Below are 15,832 nucleotides of genomic sequence, written 5' to 3' on the forward strand. Positions count from 1 at the left end.
AAGAGACTCCTATCGAGGGCCGGGTACAGGGGCCGACATCATCGCACATTCCATGGCCCATGGCTTAGAGGAACTCTTCGCCACCACCCGCCCCCAGCATGATCTCGCCGGCATCCGCCAGGCGGCGCGCCGTGGAGAGGATCTCCTTCTGGGCGGCTTCCACCTCGGAGACCCGGATCGGCCCCATGGCCTCGAGGTCGTCCGCCAGCATCTCGGCGGCCCGCTTGGACATGTTCTTGAAGACTTTTTCCCGCATCTGGTCGTCCGACCCCTTGAGGGCCCGTTGCAGCAGATCCCCGGGCACTTCCCGCAGCAGGGTCTGGATGCCCCGATCGTCCACGTCGATGAGGTTTTCGAACACGAACATCAGATCCTGGATCTGCTGGCTCATCTCCTCGTCCGACTCGCGGATGGAGTCCATCAGCTGCCCTTCGATGTTGGTGTCCAGGTAGTTCATGATGTTGGCCGCCGCCTTCAGGCCGCCCATCTTGGCCGCCTGGGCACCGGCTGCACCGGCGAACTGTTTCTCCATGATGTCGTTGAGCTCCTGCAGCGCCGCCGGTTGCACCTCTTCGAGGTTGGCAATGCGCATCACCAGATCCAGGCGCACCTGCTCCGGGAACTGGCTCAGGATCTCGGCGGACTGTTCCGGCTCCAGATAGGAGAGGACGATGGTCTGGATCTGCGGGTGCTCGTTCTGGATGATGCTGGCCACCTGGCGGGCATCCATCCACTTGAGGGAGTCGAGGCCGCGGGCGCCTGAGCCCAGGATGATCTGATCCACCAGGTTGCTGGCCTTGTCCTCCCCGAGCGCCGCCACCAGGGCCTTGCGCACGAAGTCTTCACTGCCGATGCCGATGTTGGTGTACTTCTGGATGTCGTCGATAAATTGACGATGCACCGCCGCCACCCGATCGTGGCTGAAATCCGACATGGAGGCCATGGACATGCCGAGCCGCTGCACCTGCTTGGGCTCGAGGTGGCGGAAGATCTGGGCCGCGTCCTCCTCGTTGAGGCTCAGCATCAGTACCGCCGCCATCTCCATGCCCCCCATCTGATCCAGGATCAGGCGCTGGCTTTCGGTGATGTCGTTGCCGGTGACCTGGCTTTTATTCTCTTCAGGCATCTTTGGTTACCCATTCTTTGATGACCTGGGCGGCCAGGTCAGGTTCGTTCGCTACCAGGGCGCGCACGGCCTTGAGCAGATCCTCGTCACGGTGCAGGTCAGGCAGCTTGAGCTGACCATCCCGCAGACCGAATACCGGTTCGGCCTCGGCCTGGGCGGCCAGCAGGCTCAGTTCGTCGTCGCCACCCAGCACGGTGTGGTTGTCGAAGTCCAGCTCCCCTTCCGGCTTGGCGTCCGGGTAGAGCAGGCGCTTGAGCATGGGCCGCACCACGGTGACGATGAGCACTATGATGACCAGCACGGAGGCGGCGATGCGCACCGCGCGCCAGAACCAGGGCTGCTCGTAGAGAGGAATGTCGGCAACGGTTTCGAGTTCCGGGCGGTTGAACGGAATGGCGACCACCTCCAGGGTATCCCCCCGGGTCACGTCAAAACCCAGACCGCCGCTCAGCAGACGGCGCAGGGTATCGAGTTCGGCCTGGCTGCGGGCTTCCCGGGTCACGGCACCGTCGGCGCCGGGGATGGCCTTGTAATCCACCGCCACCGACACCGTCATGCGGCGAATGCCGCCCTGCTGGCGCCGGATGTGGCTGACGGTGGTGTCCAGTTCGAAGTTGCGGGTCGCTTCCTTGCGGGAACGGCCGGAAGAGGCGGTTCCTTCTGCACCGGCAGCCTGCTCGGGAATGTTGGACGCGGCGGGCGGCTGGTTGGAGAGGGCGCCGGGCACCCCGCCGTTGCTGCCGCTGGCGCTGTTCTCTTCCATGGTCATTTCGGAGCGCACCGCCGGCAGGTCCGGGTTGTAGGTCTTGCGGGTCTGTTCCTGCTGGGAGAAGTCGAGGGAGAGATCCACCTCCGCCGTATAGTTGTCGGCCCCCAGCACCGGGATCAGGATGGCGTCAATTTTTTGTTTGTATTCGAGCTCCTGCTTCTGCTGCATCGCAAACTCCTTGCGGGTCTGGGCAGAGAGGGGATCCTGGGAGCCGGAGTTGAGCAGGCGACCGTTCTGGTCGGTCACGGTGACGCGGGTCGGCTCCAGACCGTGAACGGCGGAGGCGACCATGTCGACGATGGAGTCCACCTCACCCTGGCCCAGGGCGTTGCCCTTGAGGCTCAGGACCACGGTGGCGCTGGGCTTGCGTTCGTTGCGGGCAAACACGTTGTCTTTCGGGATGGCCAGCAGCACCTGGGCCTTGGCGACGTTCTGGAACTGCTCGATGGCGCTCGCCAGCTGACGCTCGCGGCTCAGTTTCAGGCGCTCGCTCTCCATGCGCTGGCTGACGCCGAAGCTGGAGTCCTTGAGCAGGATGGCTTCGCCGTCGTTGCTGGCGTCGCTGTTGTTGGCCAGACCGGCGCGGGTCAGGCGCAACCGGATGTCCGCATAGTTTTCAGCACTGACCAGCACGCTCTTGCCGTCCACCTGATAGGGGATCTTCTGCTGATCCAGGTAATCCAGGGTGGAGACCAGCTCCTGGGTGGTGAAGGTGCCGAGGGGACGCATCTCCGGCTCCTTGCCCCACAAGAGGATGAAGACGGCGATGGCCAGACAGATGGTCAGCCCCAGGATCAGGGTGATCTGGCGCAACACATCGGTGTTGGATAGGAAGCCCAGCGCCGAGCTCTTCTGCTCGTGCTCGTCGAGGGCGGCCGCCCCCTCGTTGTTGATCAGCAGATCGCCGTTTTGATCAGTTGCCACGGTTTATGTCCTTGTTGCTGACATGTTCATGATGCTCGGTCGTCATGGGCCCGAGTTACACCGGCATGTTCATGATGGTCTTGTAGGCATCGACCATCTTGTTGCGCACCTGCACCGTCGCCTCGAAGGCGATGGAGGATTTCTGGCCGGCGATCATCACCTGGGAGAGATCCACCGACTTGTCGCCGAGATCGAAGCGGGTACGCAGATCGTTGGCGGTGCCCTGCAACTCGTTGACGTTGTCCAGGGCCTGTTGCAGCATCTGGCCGAAATCCGAGCTGACCGGACGACCGGGCTGGGTCAACGGCGTGGCACCGGCTTCCACCTTGAGGGCCTGCATCTCTTGCATCAGGCTGCTTGCGCTAATTTCCATCTTCCCTTCCCAGACAAATCATTGACACTGACTGGCTTGAAGCAATAAAGGTGCCAACCAGAGCGAGATCTCGAGATCAGGGATAAAAGCGGGGCGCGATCAGGCCGACGGGCACCGGCCATCCGGGGATCAGGTTGCCGATCCGAGGGGATCGCCCAGCAGCAGCCGCAGGTAGATGCTCTGCTTGTCCCACTCCCGGCGCTGGGCAGCCATCCGCTCCTGTTTGGCCTCATGGGTCATCTTGCTCTCCTGGTCGCCGGACTCTGTGCGGCGCCCATGAAAAAGAGGGCCTTGGGCCCTCTTTTTACTGCAAATCCCGACCAGTAAACAGGGTGCATCTCTAGCCATCCATGAAATGCCGGGTCAGATTGGCAGGGATCACTTGTTCAGGTCATCATCCAGCCAGTACTTGGAGCCCGAGATGTTGGCGTCAAGCAACAGCCCCTTCTCGCCAATCTGGTAGATGGCCATGCCGCCATTGTATTTGGCGGTGAGCTCGGCGCTCTCCTTGCCCGCCACGGCGCCCACCTCGGAGGTGGCTTCCCACCCCTTGCTGACGAAGGCATCGAACCTCGCCTTGTCTTCGAACAGGATCACCTGCTGGTAGAACTTGCCGCCGATCCCGGCCGCAAGACCGGCACCGAACATCTTCATGTAGGTGTGCTTGCCACTGGTGCGATTGACGGCGACCCCGGCCCCCTGATTGGTGTGGATCATCAGGGAGAACTTGCGCGAGTCGAACACCGCATAGCCATAAGCCTTGTCAAACAGCAACTTGGCCGAGGGCTGCTCGTTGAACAGCCGCACCAGGGCGGTATCGGCCATGGTATCGAGGGCGGTTCTCGCCTCCTCCGGGGTCTTGGGCTCGAGCATGGTGTCGAGCTTCTTGTCGGCGGCGGTCAGCCACTCCTTGCCGGTGGCCGCGCTCTCTGCCGTCCAGGCCCCCGCCTTGTTGTAGGCCTCGGCCCCCCAGCTGGACACCGACTCCCAGGTCTCCTTGGAAAAATCGGTGATCCCCTTCCACGCCTCCTTGCTGGTATCGCTCACCGCGGTACCGAGTTCGGAGGCGGCCTCCTTCAGCTTTGCCCAGTCGGCCAGACCGGGGGTTGAGGCCAGCGCCAGTGCCGTGGCTATCACCAGGAATCGAATCTTCATTGTTTCCACCCTCTGTGATGAGTCGAAGGTCACAGTAGCAGATCTGGCGCCTGCCCGTTAAGAGCATCCCCCCGGCGCGGGTCAGACGCTGACGCGCAGGGTCTCAACGAAGCCGTTTGCCCTGACCGTCCACCACTTGCTCGCCATCCTCCTTGGCAAACGCCCCTTGCTGCGGGTCGGGCAGGATATCGAGCACCACCTCCGACGGGCGGCACAGCCGGGTGCCGAGGGGGGTGACCACGATGGGCCGGTTGATGAGGATGGGATGGGCCAGCATGGCGTCAATCAGTTCGTCATCGCTGAAACGCGCTTCCGCCAGCCCCAGCACCTCGTAGGGGGACACGTTCTTGCGCAGCAGATCGCGCACCGGCATGCCCATGGCGGCGATCAGGGCCACCAGCTCGTCGCGGGAGGGGGGCGTCTCCAGATAGTGGATGATGGTGGGCTCCACGCCGCTGTTGCGAATCAGCGCGAGGGTGTTGCGGGAGGTGCCGCACTCTGGATTGTGATAGATAGTGATTGCACTCATTTGCCTGTCTCTCATGACTCAAGTGAATAGAAATGGGTTAGTGGCCATCCGTTAGCGCCTTAGTCCCGCCTCGTACCAGGGTTTGCTGGCGTTGACCACGCGCACCACCAGCAGCATGACCGGCACCTCGATGAGCACCCCGACCACGGTGGCGAGCGCCGCGCCCGAATGAAAGCCGAACAGGCTGATGGCGGCGGCCACCGCCAGCTCGAAGAAGTTGGAGGCCCCGATCAGGGCGGAAGGGCAGGCCACCGAGTGCTTCTCCCCCACCTTGCGGTTGAGCCAGTAGGCGAGCCCGGAGTTGAACAGCACCTGGATCAGGATGGGCACCGCCAGGAGGGCGATGACCAGCGGCTGCTCGATGATGGCGTTGCCCTGGAAGGCGAACAGCAGCACCAAGGTGAGCAGCAGGGCCGCCACCGACCAGGGCTGGATGCGGGTCATGACGCCGTCAAAATGGGCCTGCCCCTTTCTCAGCAAGGCCTTGCGCAGCAGCTGGGCGAGGATGACAGGGATGACGATGTAGAGCACCACAGAGGTGAGCAGGGTATCCCAGGGCACGACTATGCTGGAGACCCCGAGCAGCAGCGCCACCAGCGGGGCAAAGGCAAACACCATGATGAGGTCGTTCACCGCCACCTGCGACAGGGTGAAGTAGGGATCGCCGTTGGTGAGGCGACTCCAGACAAACACCATGGCGGTGCAGGGGGCTGCCGCCAGCAGGATGAGGCCCGCCACGTAGCTGTCCAGCTGATCCGCCGGCAGCCAGTCGGCAAACAGCACGCGGATGAAGAGCCAGCCGAGGAAGGCCATGGAGAAGGGCTTGACCAGCCAGTTGATGAAGAGGGTGACCCCGATTCCCTTGAGGTGCCCCTTCACCTGGTGCAGGGCGCCAAAGTCGATCTTGAGCAGCATGGGGATGATCATCACCCAGATAAGCAGCCCCACCGGCAGGTTGACCCTGGCCACCTCCATGGCGCCGATGGCCTTGAAGAGGCTCGGTAACCCCTGCCCCAGACCAATGCCCACCAGGATGCAGAGGGCGACCCAGGCGGTCAGATAACGTTCAAAAAAGCCGATGGCAGGGGCTGCCTTGGCCTCACAGCTTGCAGACATGATGACTCCCGGTGCGATCCACGCTCGCACCCCAGGTTGGATAGATGAATGACACGGCGCATGGGCATCGACAGCCCGCCCTGGCCCGTTACGACTCGCCGCAGCAGGGCGACGACCCCTCGGCGCGGGAAGCGCTGCCGGGCCCGGCGGGCAGCAGGCCGCACGCCTCGGGATGACCAGCGCAACACTCCTCGGTGAGGTAGGCGATCACCCCCAGTATCAGGGGGATGTTGGCGCGGTAGCGCAGAAAGCGCCCCTCCTGCTCCACCGACAGCAACCCGGCGTTGAGCATCCCCTTGAGGTGAAACGAGAGGGTATTGGGGGCGATGTCGAGCTCGCCGGCCAGCTCCCCCGCGACCCGCCCCTCCAGCCCGGCCTTGACCAGCAGTCGCCACACCTCGAGCCGGATCCCGGAAGCCAGCGATTCAAAGACCTTGGTGGCCGTCTCTTTGTTCATGGGTCTCCCCCCTTGAATGCTTCATTTCAACTATACAAGAATTATTGAAATGATCAAAGCGTCACCACCGAGTCGGCATCGCGGCGGAACAGGCCGCCAGAGGCGCCGCCCCGGCCATGTCGTGCCCACTAGCGGCCTCATGCCAGTCATATGGCTAATATCTGGCCTCTTTTTATAAGGCACTCTTATGACCTTACCCCGGACAATCCTCCCGTTGGCCGCCCCGCTCACCGCGGCGCCCTGCCTCGCCGCAAAGCCGCAATGCCGCAATGCCGCAGAACAACCCCGGCGCCGGATGCACCTAAAGGCGATGAAACGAGAGAGGGCCCCAGGGCCCCGCCGTCAGATGACGGGGCCTGGGGAATCCGGGAGAAACCGGGGAGGAGAGAGGGGCGCAATCAGGTGATCACGGGATCCCGATATTGCCGATGGATGGCACAAAACGCCTCCCGGCTTTGCAGCGCCGCCGCGACGCAGACAGGGTCGAACTGACTGCCGGCATGGGTCTTGAGGTATTCAAAAGCCGTTTCGAGGGGCCAGGCCTGCTTGTAGGGTCGCTCGCTGGTGAGGGCGTCAAACACATCCGCCACCGCGACGATGCGGGCTTCCAGGGGGATCGCCTCCCCCGCCAGTCCTTCCGGGTAACCCTGACCGTCGAAACGCTCGTGGTGGTAGGCGATGATGTTCTTCAGCATGTCGGTGTGATGGATGCCGTCGAGGCCGAACTCGCGGATCATCAGGGCGATCATCTCCCGCCCCTTGAAGGGGTGGGTCTTCATCACCCCGTACTCCTCGGCCGTGAGCTTGCCCGGCTTGAGCAGGATGGCGTCGGGCACCGCAATCTTGCCGATATCGTGCAGCTCGGAGAAGAGGTGAATGAACTCCACCTCCTCGTCACTCAAGGGGTAATGGGCCGCCACCTCCCGGGCGATGAGCCGCGAATAGGCCGACATCCGGTGCAGGTGATTGGCGGTCTCCTCGTCCCGGTAGCGGCTGAACTCCCGCACCGTGGTCAGAGCCCCGTTCAGGGTCTGGATGGAGAAGAACTCCACCGCGATGATGGCCGCCAGGATCTGGGCATAGGCCGCCAGCTCACCGCAAATGGCGCCATCGAAGTAACCGGGCTCTTTGGCATCGCAAAACAGAAAGCCGAACAAGCGACTGTTGAGCAGCAGCGGCTCGGTATAGCTCGACGCGTAACCGGCCGCCAGCACTTTGCGGCTGTGCTCGGAGGGGGAGCCCAGCAGGGAATCCAGGGTATCGAGCACCCTGGGCTGCTGGTGCTCGGCCAGGTAGCGCAGGGAAGGCACCTCGCTCAGCCTGACCTCGTACTGCAACAGCGGCGAGCCCCCGTCCGTGCTGTGGGCAAAGGTCTTGAGCTGGTCCGTCTGCGGGTCGTAGATGGCGATCGCCACCCGGCTCAACTTGTCAAACCGCTGCCTGAGGGTGGCGTGCACGTTCTGCACTTTCTCACCAAATGAACTCTCCATCCCGCACATCCTTCTGATAGGCCTGTTGGGAGTATAGTGACACCCGTTTTGCCCCTCCTGCCAAATGGTGACGGCGCACAGGGATCGTGATCCCGCCCGCACCGGCGACGGCCCCCTCCCTGCCCGTGGTCATGTCACGCCCGCCCCACCCCGCGTCCCCGGACAAAGAGATTGTTCGCTTCCGACGTGTCGGCTGTATAGTTTTTGGTTAGCCATTCCGGTAAAATCCGCGCCCTTGAAGAAGAGCCACCTAAGAGTGATTGAGCGATGTCCAACACAAAACAGGCCCCCAAAGTAGGATTCGTCTCCTTGGGTTGCCCCAAAAACCTGGTCGATTCCGAACGCATCCTGACCCAGCTGCGTACCGAAGGGTACGACGTGGTGCCCAGCTATGACGATGCGGAGCTGGTGGTGGTCAACACCTGCGGCTTCATCGACAGCGCGGTGCAGGAGTCCCTGGAAGCCATCGGCGAGGCCCTGGCCGAGAACGGCAAGGTGATCGTCACCGGCTGCCTGGGTGCCAAAGAGAACCAGATCCGCGAGATCCACCCCAAGGTGCTCGAGATCACCGGTCCCCACGCCTATGAAGAGGTGCTGGGCCACGTCCACAAATACGTGGAAAAACCCACCCACAACCCCTTCACCAGCCTGGTGCCGGCCCAGGGTGTCAAGCTGACCCCGCGCCACTACGCCTATCTCAAGATTTCCGAAGGCTGCAACCACCGCTGCACCTTCTGCATCATCCCCTCCATGCGCGGGGATCTGGTGAGCCGCCCCATCGGCGAAGTACTGGCCGAGGCCAAGCGCCTGAAAGAGGCTGGCGTGAAGGAGATCCTGGTGATCTCCCAAGACACCTCCGCCTACGGCGTGGACGTCAAGCACCGCACCGGTTTCTACGACGGCATGCCGGTCAAGACCAGCATGGTGGCCCTGTGCGAAGAGCTGGCCAAGCTCGGTATGTGGGTGCGCCTGCACTACGTCTACCCGTACCCGCACGTGGATGACGTCATCCCCCTGATGCGCGACGGCAAGATCCTCCCCTACCTCGACATCCCGCTGCAGCACGCCAGCCCGCGCATCCTCAAATTGATGAAGCGCCCCGGCTCCGTCGAGCGCACCCTGGAGCGCATCCAGAAGTGGCGCGAGATCTGCCCCGAGATCACCCTGCGCTCCACCTTCATCGTCGGCTTCCCCGGCGAGACCGAGGAAGAGTTCCAGATGCTGCTGGACTTCATCGACAAGGCGGAACTGGACAGGGTTGGCTGCTTCAAATACAGCCCGGTCGAGGGGGCCAAGGCCAACGAGCTGCCGGATCCGGTGCCGGCCGAGGTGCAGGAAGAACGCTTCCAGCGCTTCATGGAGCTGCAACAGCAGGTCTCCATCCGCAAGCTGGCCCGTAAAGTGGGCAAAGAGATGCTGGTGCTGATCGACGAGGTGGACGAAGAGGGTGCCACCGGCCGCTCCGCCGCCGATGCCCCCGAGATCGACGGCCTGGTCTACCTGAACGGTGAAACCGGCCTCAAGCCCGGCGACATGGTCAAGGTCCGCATCGACGAAGCGGACGAGTACGACCTCTGGGCCAGCCTGGTGGAATAATCACGCCACTCCCCCTCAAAGCCAGTCGGTCTCACCGACTGGCTTTTTTAATGTCCGCCGCCCGTCAGGCTCTTGCATGTCCCCCTGTCATTCCCTGTCCCACCCCTCATCACCGATCTCCCTCCCCTTGCTCTTTTCGCACGCGCCCGTGAACCAGCGCACACTTCTCTCCGCTCGCGTGAGCCGCTTGTTTCCTGCACAAAAATAAGCCGTGTCAACGGAGAAAAAACGAGCACGATCCAGCTCACATTATCGTTGCCACAGGGAGTGGCAAGGTGACTTTTTACTTTGTGAGAATTAACGCAACTTTATAATTTAAAAGGATTTAAAATACATTTTGACGATAATGACGTGCGCCGTGCAATTTTTACGATATCGACGAAATGAAGGGTTGTTGTTTTCCTGTTAATTCTGCTTTTCTAAGGGCGTTGGACGACACAACTACAAGGGTGCAAAACCTGACCAACAGCGAGGGCCGGTATCCAAGCATGCGATGTCGGTGCTCCATTCCAAAACCATGGAAGACCAATAAGAAAGGAAAAAATATGCTTGCCAAAGTATCCAAAATCGCAACCTCAGTCATGCTGGGAACTCTGCTCGCCGGTGCCACCGGCACAGCCATGGCCGCCGACAACAAGACGGTGCTGACCCTGGTTGCCCAGCAGGAAACCGCATGGGTCAAGAACTTCAACCCCTTCCTGCAAGCGGGTCTGCTCCACACCACCCGTCACTTCATCTATGAGCCGCTGGTGATCTTCAACGATATGCAGGGTGGCAAACCCGTCTATCGTCTGGCCACCCACTACGCCTTCAGCGATGATCTGAAATCCGTCACCTTCGACCTGCGCGAAGGGGTCAAGTGGTCCGATGGTGAAGCCTTCACTGCCGACGACATCCTTTTCTCCTTCAACCTGGTCAAGGCCAACAAGGCGCTGGACGAGCGCTCCATCTGGACTCAGATCAAGGGTGTCGAGAAGCTGGGTGACCACAAGGTCAAATTCGACCTGGCCGAGGTCAACACCAACGTGGTGAACGACCTGGTGCTGGTGCCCATCGTGCCGGAGCATCAGTGGAAGTCGGTGAAAGACCCGGTGGCCTTCACCAACGACAAGCCGGTCGGGACCGGTCCCTTCACCGAAGTGGACAACTTCTCCGCCCAGCTCTACACCCAGTGCCGCAACCCGCACTACTGGGACAATGCCAGCCTCTCCATCGACTGCCTGCGCATGCCGCAGATGGCCACCAACGACCAGGTACTGGCCGCCGTGATGAAGGGTGACGTGGACTGGTTCGGCTCCTTCGTGCCGGACATCGAGCGTCTCTACGTCGGCAACGATCCGAAGAACAACAAGTACTGGTTCCCCGCCTCCGGCACAGTGGCGTTCAACGTCAACTTCCAGAGCAAGAACCCGGGCAACCACGAAGCCTTCAACGACATCAACTTCCGCCGCGCCTTCTCCATGGCCATGGACCGCCAGTCCATGGTGGACATCGCAGGCTACGGCTACCCCACCGTCAACGAGTACCCGTCAGGGCTTGGCAAGGCATTCGCCTCCTGGGACAACCCGGACGTCGAGAAGAAGTACGGCAAGTACAACAAGTTCGACCTGGAAGGGGCCAAGGCCCTGCTGAAACAGGCGGGCTACAAGGACTGTGACGGCGACAAGTTCCTCGACACCCCGAGCTGCAAGAAGATCGAGTTCAAGGTGCTGGTACCGAACGGCTGGACCGACTGGGTCAACACCGTCCAGATCGGGGTCGAAGGCCTGCAGGCCCTGGGCCTGAACGCCAAGACCGCCACCCCGGAAGCCACCGTCTGGACCGAGTCCCTGATCACCGGTGACTTCGACGTCGCCCTGCAGGGTTACTTTGCCGGTGCCAACCCGCACAAGTACTTCGAGACCGCCTTCCACTCCCGCAACATGGGTGAGCGCGGCAACCGCTTCGCGGCGCCCCGCTACAAGGATCCCGAGCTCGACAAGCTGATCGACGACTTCACCCAGACCGCCGATGCGGCCAAGCAGAAGGAGATCATGTTCGCCATCCAGGAGCGTGTCGGGGCCAACCAGACCATCATCCCGGTGTTCAACAACCCGACCTGGTACGAATACAGCACCAAGCGTTTCAACGGCTGGTTCAGTGCCGACAACCCGGTCGCCAAGCCGCAGGTTCACCCGGACACTCCGGAGCGTCTGCTGCACGTGCTGTCACTCAAGCCAAACAGCTAATCACCCCGGCCCCCTGCGGGGGGCCCTCTTCCCCGCCATGTCTTCCATCCCCCGCACCTGCCGGGGTTGGGGGAGCTTTGCCCGGCGCGGGGCAGGCTTGCAGTAAAAGGTATCACCATGGGATTTATACTTAGACGCTTCTCCTTCTATCTGGTCGCCTTCCTGGTGGCCGCCACCATCAACTTCCTGCTACCCAGAGCCATGCCGGGGGACCCCGTCTCCGTCATGTTTGCCCGGGCCGGCGCCATGATGGAACCCGCCGCGCTGGAGGCCCTCAAGGCCACCTTCGGTTTCGTGGACGGCCCCATCGGCACCCAGTTTCTCACCTATGTGAAGAGCGTCTTCACCTGGGATCTCGGCACCTCGGTGCGCTACTACCCCCAACCGGTCGCCGACGTGCTCGGCCGCGCCATCGGCTGGACCCTGTTTCTGGTGGGCACCTCCACCATTCTGAGCTTCTCCATCGGTTCCATCGTCGGCATCTTCGCCGCCTGGCACCGGGGCGGTCGCCTCGACAGCATCCTCTCCCCGCTCACTCTGGTGATGCAGGCCATTCCGCCTGTGGTCATCTCGCTGCTGGCGCTCTTCCTGTTCGGGGTGAGCCTGGAGTGGCTGCCCATCGGCTACGCCTACAGCCCGGAGATCACCCCCGACTGGGGCTGGGAGCACATCAAGAGCATCCTGACCCACGCCATCATGCCGGTGGGCACCCTGGCCATGGTGCAGGTGGGGGGCTTTCTCATCACCATGCGCAACAACATGATCAACCTGCTGGGCGAGGACTACATCACCATGGCCAAGGCCAAGGGGCTCTCCAGCAACCGGGTGATCTTCAACTACGGCGCCCGCAACGCCATCCTGCCGAGTGTCACCGCCCTCTCCATGGCGCTCGGTTTCGTCATCGGCGGATCCCTCATCACCGAGGTGATCTTCAACTATCCCGGCCTGGGCCTGACCCTCTATCAGGGCATTCTGGCCCGTGACTACCCGCTCATTCAGGGGCAGCTGCTCATCATGACCATCACCATGCTCAGCTTCAACTTCCTGGCCGACGTGCTCTACGTCTTCCTGGATCCCCGTCTGCGTACCGGAGGCAAATAAGATGCGCATGCCGACTATCTTGAAAATCCTGCTGGGCAACAAGAAGGCCGCCTGCGGCCTCTTCATCGTGGTCAGCTTCGTGCTGATGGCCCTGTTCGCCCCCATTCTGGCAGGCAACGAACCGACCAAGCGGGTGGCCCGCCCCCACCAGCCCCCCAGCACCGAGTTCGTGATGGGCACCACCCGCATGGGCCACGACATCTGGGCCCAGTTCACCAACGGCGCCCGCATCTCTCTGATGGTGGGCTTCAGCGCGGGCCTGCTGGTGTGCGCCCTCGCCGTCGCCATCGGCATCACCGCCGGCTATTTCGGCGGCCTGGTGGACGAGTGCCTCACCTTCCTGATGAACGTGGTGCTGGTGATCCCCAACCTCCCTCTATTGCTGGTGCTGGCCAGCTTTATCGGGGAGGCGTCACCGGCGGTGATCGCCCTCATCATAGGCTTTACCTCCTGGGCCTATGGCGCGCGGGTCATCCGCGCCCAGACCCTGGCCCTGCGCGAGAAAGAGTTCGTCATCGCCGCCGAGGTGCTGGGTGAGCCGGCCTGGCGCATCATCCTGGTAGAGATATTGCCGAACCTCATCTCCATCATCGGTGTGAGCTTCATCGGCTCCATCATCTACGCCATCGTCACCGAGGCGACCCTGGAGTTCCTGGGCCTCGGCGACCCCACAGTCGTGAGCTGGGGCATCATGCTCTACAACGCCCAGACCTCCAGCGCCATCCTGGTCGGCGCCTGGTGGGAGATCCTTGCCCCCTGCTTCGCCATCGCAACGCTCGGTGCCGGCCTGGCCCTGCTCAACTTTGCCATCGACGAAATCGCCAACCCGCAGCTGCGCTCCCACAAGGGGCTCAATCGCTGGAAGAAACTCGCCGCCCCCGTCACCACGCCGGTGCCGGCCGTACAGGAGAAGACAGCATGAGATCGCAACAACCCCTGCTGTCGGTACGCAACCTCTGCGTCGACTACATCACCGAGAACGGCGACGTGCGCGCCGTCAACTCGGTCAACTTCGACATCGCCCCTGGTGAAGTGTTCGGCCTGGCCGGCGAGTCGGGCTGCGGCAAGTCCACTGTCGCCTTCTCGGTGGCGCGGCTGCACAAGCCGCCCGCTTACATCAGTGGCGGCGAGATCCTGTTCAAGGGGGAGAACATCCTCCACTACGGCGATGAGCGGCTGCGCAGCTACCGCTGGCAGCAGGTGTCGGTGGTGTTCCAGTCCGCCATGAATGCGCTCAACCCCGTGCTGCGCATGGAGGAGCAGTTCTGCGACGTGCTGCTGGCCCACAACCCGGGGCTGACCCGCTATGAGGCGATCAAGCGCGCCCAGGAGCTGCTGGAGATCGTCGACATCCACCCGAGCCGGCTCAAGGACTACCCGCACCAGTTCTCCGGCGGCATGCGCCAACGGCTGGTGATCGCCATTGCCATGGCGCTCAATCCCGAGCTGCTCATCATGGACGAACCCACCACGGCGCTCGATGTGGTGGTGCAGCGGGAGATCCTGCAGAAGGTCTATGCCCTGAAAGAGAAGTTCAACTTCTCCATCCTCTTCATCACCCATGACCTCTCGCTCATGGTCGAGTTCTGCGATCGCATCGGCATCATGTACGCGGGAGAGCTGGTGGAGGTGGCGCCGGCCAAGGCGATCCTGACCGCGCCTCTGCACCCCTACACCCGGGGCCTTGGCAACTCCTTCCCGCCCCTGCACGGGCCCAAGACCGTGCTGGAGGGGATCCCTGGCAGCCCCCTCAACCTGCTGGAGGTGCCCGTGGGCTGCCGCTTCCAGGCACGCTGCGCCAAGGTGCACGCGCGCTGCCGCCAGGAATACACCCGGCTGGCCGAGATCCGGCCCGGCCAACAGGCTGCCTGCCACCTTCATGAGGCAGCAGAGGAACAACCGGATCTTCCGATCCATCTGGACAAGGCCGCTGGCTGTTAAGGATGTCTGTCATGCAAATCGCCCAAACCGACGCGCCCATCATCGAGGTCCAGCACCTCTACAAGGACTTCGCCGTCAACTCCAACGCCATCAAGAGCGGCAAGATGCGGGCGCTGTCCGACATCACCTTCAACCTGCACCGGGGCCGCGCCCTGGCAGTGGTGGGGGAATCCGGCTCCGGCAAGAGCACCATCGCCAAGATCATCGCCAAGATGTACAAGCTCTCCAACGGCCGCATCCTCTACCGTGGCCGCGACCTCGAGGAGTTCAACAAGGGCACCGCCCTGCTGGACTATCGCCAGAGCGTGCAGATGGTGTGGCAGGATCCGTTCGGTTCATTGAATCCGACCCACACCATCTACCACCACATCGCCCGCCCCCTGCTGCTGCACAGCAAGGTGAGCGACAAGCGGGATCTGCCCGACATGGTCTATGGCCTCCTTGAAAAGGTGGGGCTGACCCCCGCCAAGGCGACCGCGGCAAAGTACCCGCACCAGCTCTCCGGCGGCCAGCGCCAGCGGGTCAACATCGCCCGCAACCTGGCGGTGGAGGCGGAAGTGGTGCTGGCGGACGAACCCACCTCCATGCTCGACGTCTCCATTCGCATCGGCATCCTCAACCTGATGGAGCAGATGAAGAACGAGCTCGGCGTCTCCATGCTCTACATCACCCACGACATCGCCACCGCCCGCTACGTGGCGGAAGATCTGGCGGTGATGTACGTGGGTCACATGGTGGAGTGGGGAGAGGTGGACGAGATCCTGCACCACCCCCAGCACCCCTACACCCAGTTGCTCATCTCGGCGGTGCCGGATCCCGAGAAGAGCATCCACGCCGAGCTGGAGGGAGGCCGCAAGGGGGAGATCCCGCTCTGGACCCCGGAATCCCGTGGCTGTCCCTTTGCCGGGCGCTGCCATCAGGCCATGCCCCGCTGCAAGGAGAGCCTGCCCCCGGTGACCCGGCTCGCCGACAACCACTTCGTGCGCTGCTACCTCCACGAACAGGGGTAAGCAGGCCCGCGGCCGGG

Annotated in this window: 14 protein-coding genes; 6 read left to right on the plus strand and 8 right to left on the minus strand. The window is 62.6% G+C overall.

All coding sequences use genetic code 11. The annotated features are described in order from the left end of the window. Positions 1 to 64: 64 nt before the first annotated feature. The 8 genes from fliG to PG879_RS01855 all read right to left on the minus strand — a co-directional run bounded on the left by fliG (position 65) and on the right by PG879_RS01855 (position 7,939). Positions 65 to 1,126 (minus strand): flagellar motor switch protein FliG, encoded by a 1,062-nt coding sequence (gene fliG, locus PG879_RS01820; RefSeq protein ID WP_010673917.1) that lies wholly within the window; start codon positions 1,124 to 1,126, stop codon positions 65 to 67. Further along, on the minus strand, positions 1,119 to 2,819 hold the full coding sequence (gene fliF, locus PG879_RS01825) for a flagellar basal-body MS-ring/collar protein FliF (RefSeq protein WP_010673916.1): 1,701 nt from the start codon (positions 2,817 to 2,819) through the stop codon (positions 1,119 to 1,121). Before fliF ends, fliG begins: the two co-directional genes overlap by 8 nt. 55 nt (positions 2,820 to 2,874) lie before the next feature. Beyond that, positions 2,875 to 3,192 (minus strand): flagellar hook-basal body complex protein FliE, encoded by a 318-nt coding sequence (fliE, locus tag PG879_RS01830; protein WP_029314161.1) that lies wholly within the window; start codon positions 3,190 to 3,192, stop codon positions 2,875 to 2,877. Between the two features lie 378 nt (positions 3,193 to 3,570). Beyond that, positions 3,571 to 4,347: a beta cell expansion factor BefA gene (gene befA, locus PG879_RS01835; RefSeq protein ID WP_041212621.1), complete on the minus strand. Its 777-nt coding sequence runs from the start codon at positions 4,345 to 4,347 to the stop codon at positions 3,571 to 3,573. Between the two features lie 103 nt (positions 4,348 to 4,450). After that, the gene (gene arsC, locus PG879_RS01840) at positions 4,451 to 4,876 is read right to left on the minus strand and encodes a glutaredoxin-dependent arsenate reductase (RefSeq protein ID WP_155418874.1); all 426 of its coding nucleotides are present in this window, start codon (positions 4,874 to 4,876) and stop codon (positions 4,451 to 4,453) included. Between the two features lie 51 nt (positions 4,877 to 4,927). After that, on the minus strand, positions 4,928 to 5,992 hold the full coding sequence (arsB, locus tag PG879_RS01845; RefSeq protein WP_219604558.1) for an ACR3 family arsenite efflux transporter: 1,065 nt from the start codon (positions 5,990 to 5,992) through the stop codon (positions 4,928 to 4,930). Positions 5,993 to 6,080: 88 nt separating this feature from the next. Continuing rightward, positions 6,081 to 6,449 (minus strand): ArsR/SmtB family transcription factor, encoded by a 369-nt coding sequence (locus tag PG879_RS01850; protein WP_270829617.1) that lies wholly within the window; start codon positions 6,447 to 6,449, stop codon positions 6,081 to 6,083. 398 nt (positions 6,450 to 6,847) lie between these two features. Continuing rightward, positions 6,848 to 7,939 (minus strand): HD domain-containing phosphohydrolase, encoded by a 1,092-nt coding sequence (locus PG879_RS01855; protein ID WP_039039918.1) that lies wholly within the window; start codon positions 7,937 to 7,939, stop codon positions 6,848 to 6,850. 267 nt (positions 7,940 to 8,206) lie between these two features. On the opposite strand from PG879_RS01855, the gene rimO reads away from it, so the two are divergent. From rimO to PG879_RS01885, 6 genes are all read left to right on the plus strand, one after another. Continuing rightward, a complete protein-coding gene (gene rimO / locus PG879_RS01860; protein WP_010673908.1) occupies positions 8,207 to 9,535 on the plus strand; it encodes a 30S ribosomal protein S12 methylthiotransferase RimO in 1,329 nt (442 codons plus the stop codon). A gap of 545 nt (positions 9,536 to 10,080) precedes the next feature. Beyond that, positions 10,081 to 11,763: an ABC transporter substrate-binding protein gene (locus PG879_RS01865; RefSeq protein WP_039040531.1), complete on the plus strand. Its 1,683-nt coding sequence runs from the start codon at positions 10,081 to 10,083 to the stop codon at positions 11,761 to 11,763. Between the two features lie 117 nt (positions 11,764 to 11,880). Then, entirely contained in the window at positions 11,881 to 12,864 is a 984-nt protein-coding gene (locus PG879_RS01870) for an ABC transporter permease (RefSeq protein WP_005303257.1), read from the plus strand. A 1-nt stretch (position 12,865) separates the two neighbouring features. Continuing rightward, positions 12,866 to 13,786 (plus strand): ABC transporter permease, encoded by a 921-nt coding sequence (locus tag PG879_RS01875; RefSeq protein ID WP_017778439.1) that lies wholly within the window; start codon positions 12,866 to 12,868, stop codon positions 13,784 to 13,786. Then, positions 13,783 to 14,805: an ABC transporter ATP-binding protein gene (locus PG879_RS01880; protein ID WP_270829618.1), complete on the plus strand. Its 1,023-nt coding sequence runs from the start codon at positions 13,783 to 13,785 to the stop codon at positions 14,803 to 14,805. Before PG879_RS01875 ends, PG879_RS01880 begins: the two co-directional genes overlap by 4 nt. A gap of 11 nt (positions 14,806 to 14,816) precedes the next feature. Beyond that, complete coding sequence (locus tag PG879_RS01885) at positions 14,817 to 15,815, plus strand: ABC transporter ATP-binding protein (RefSeq protein ID WP_039040529.1); 999 nt, start codon at positions 14,817 to 14,819, stop codon at positions 15,813 to 15,815. Positions 15,816 to 15,832: the final 17 nt, after the last annotated feature.

This window comes from Aeromonas sp. QDB63 (assembly GCF_027707425.1).
Classification (GTDB): domain Bacteria; phylum Pseudomonadota; class Gammaproteobacteria; order Enterobacterales; family Aeromonadaceae; genus Aeromonas; species Aeromonas caviae.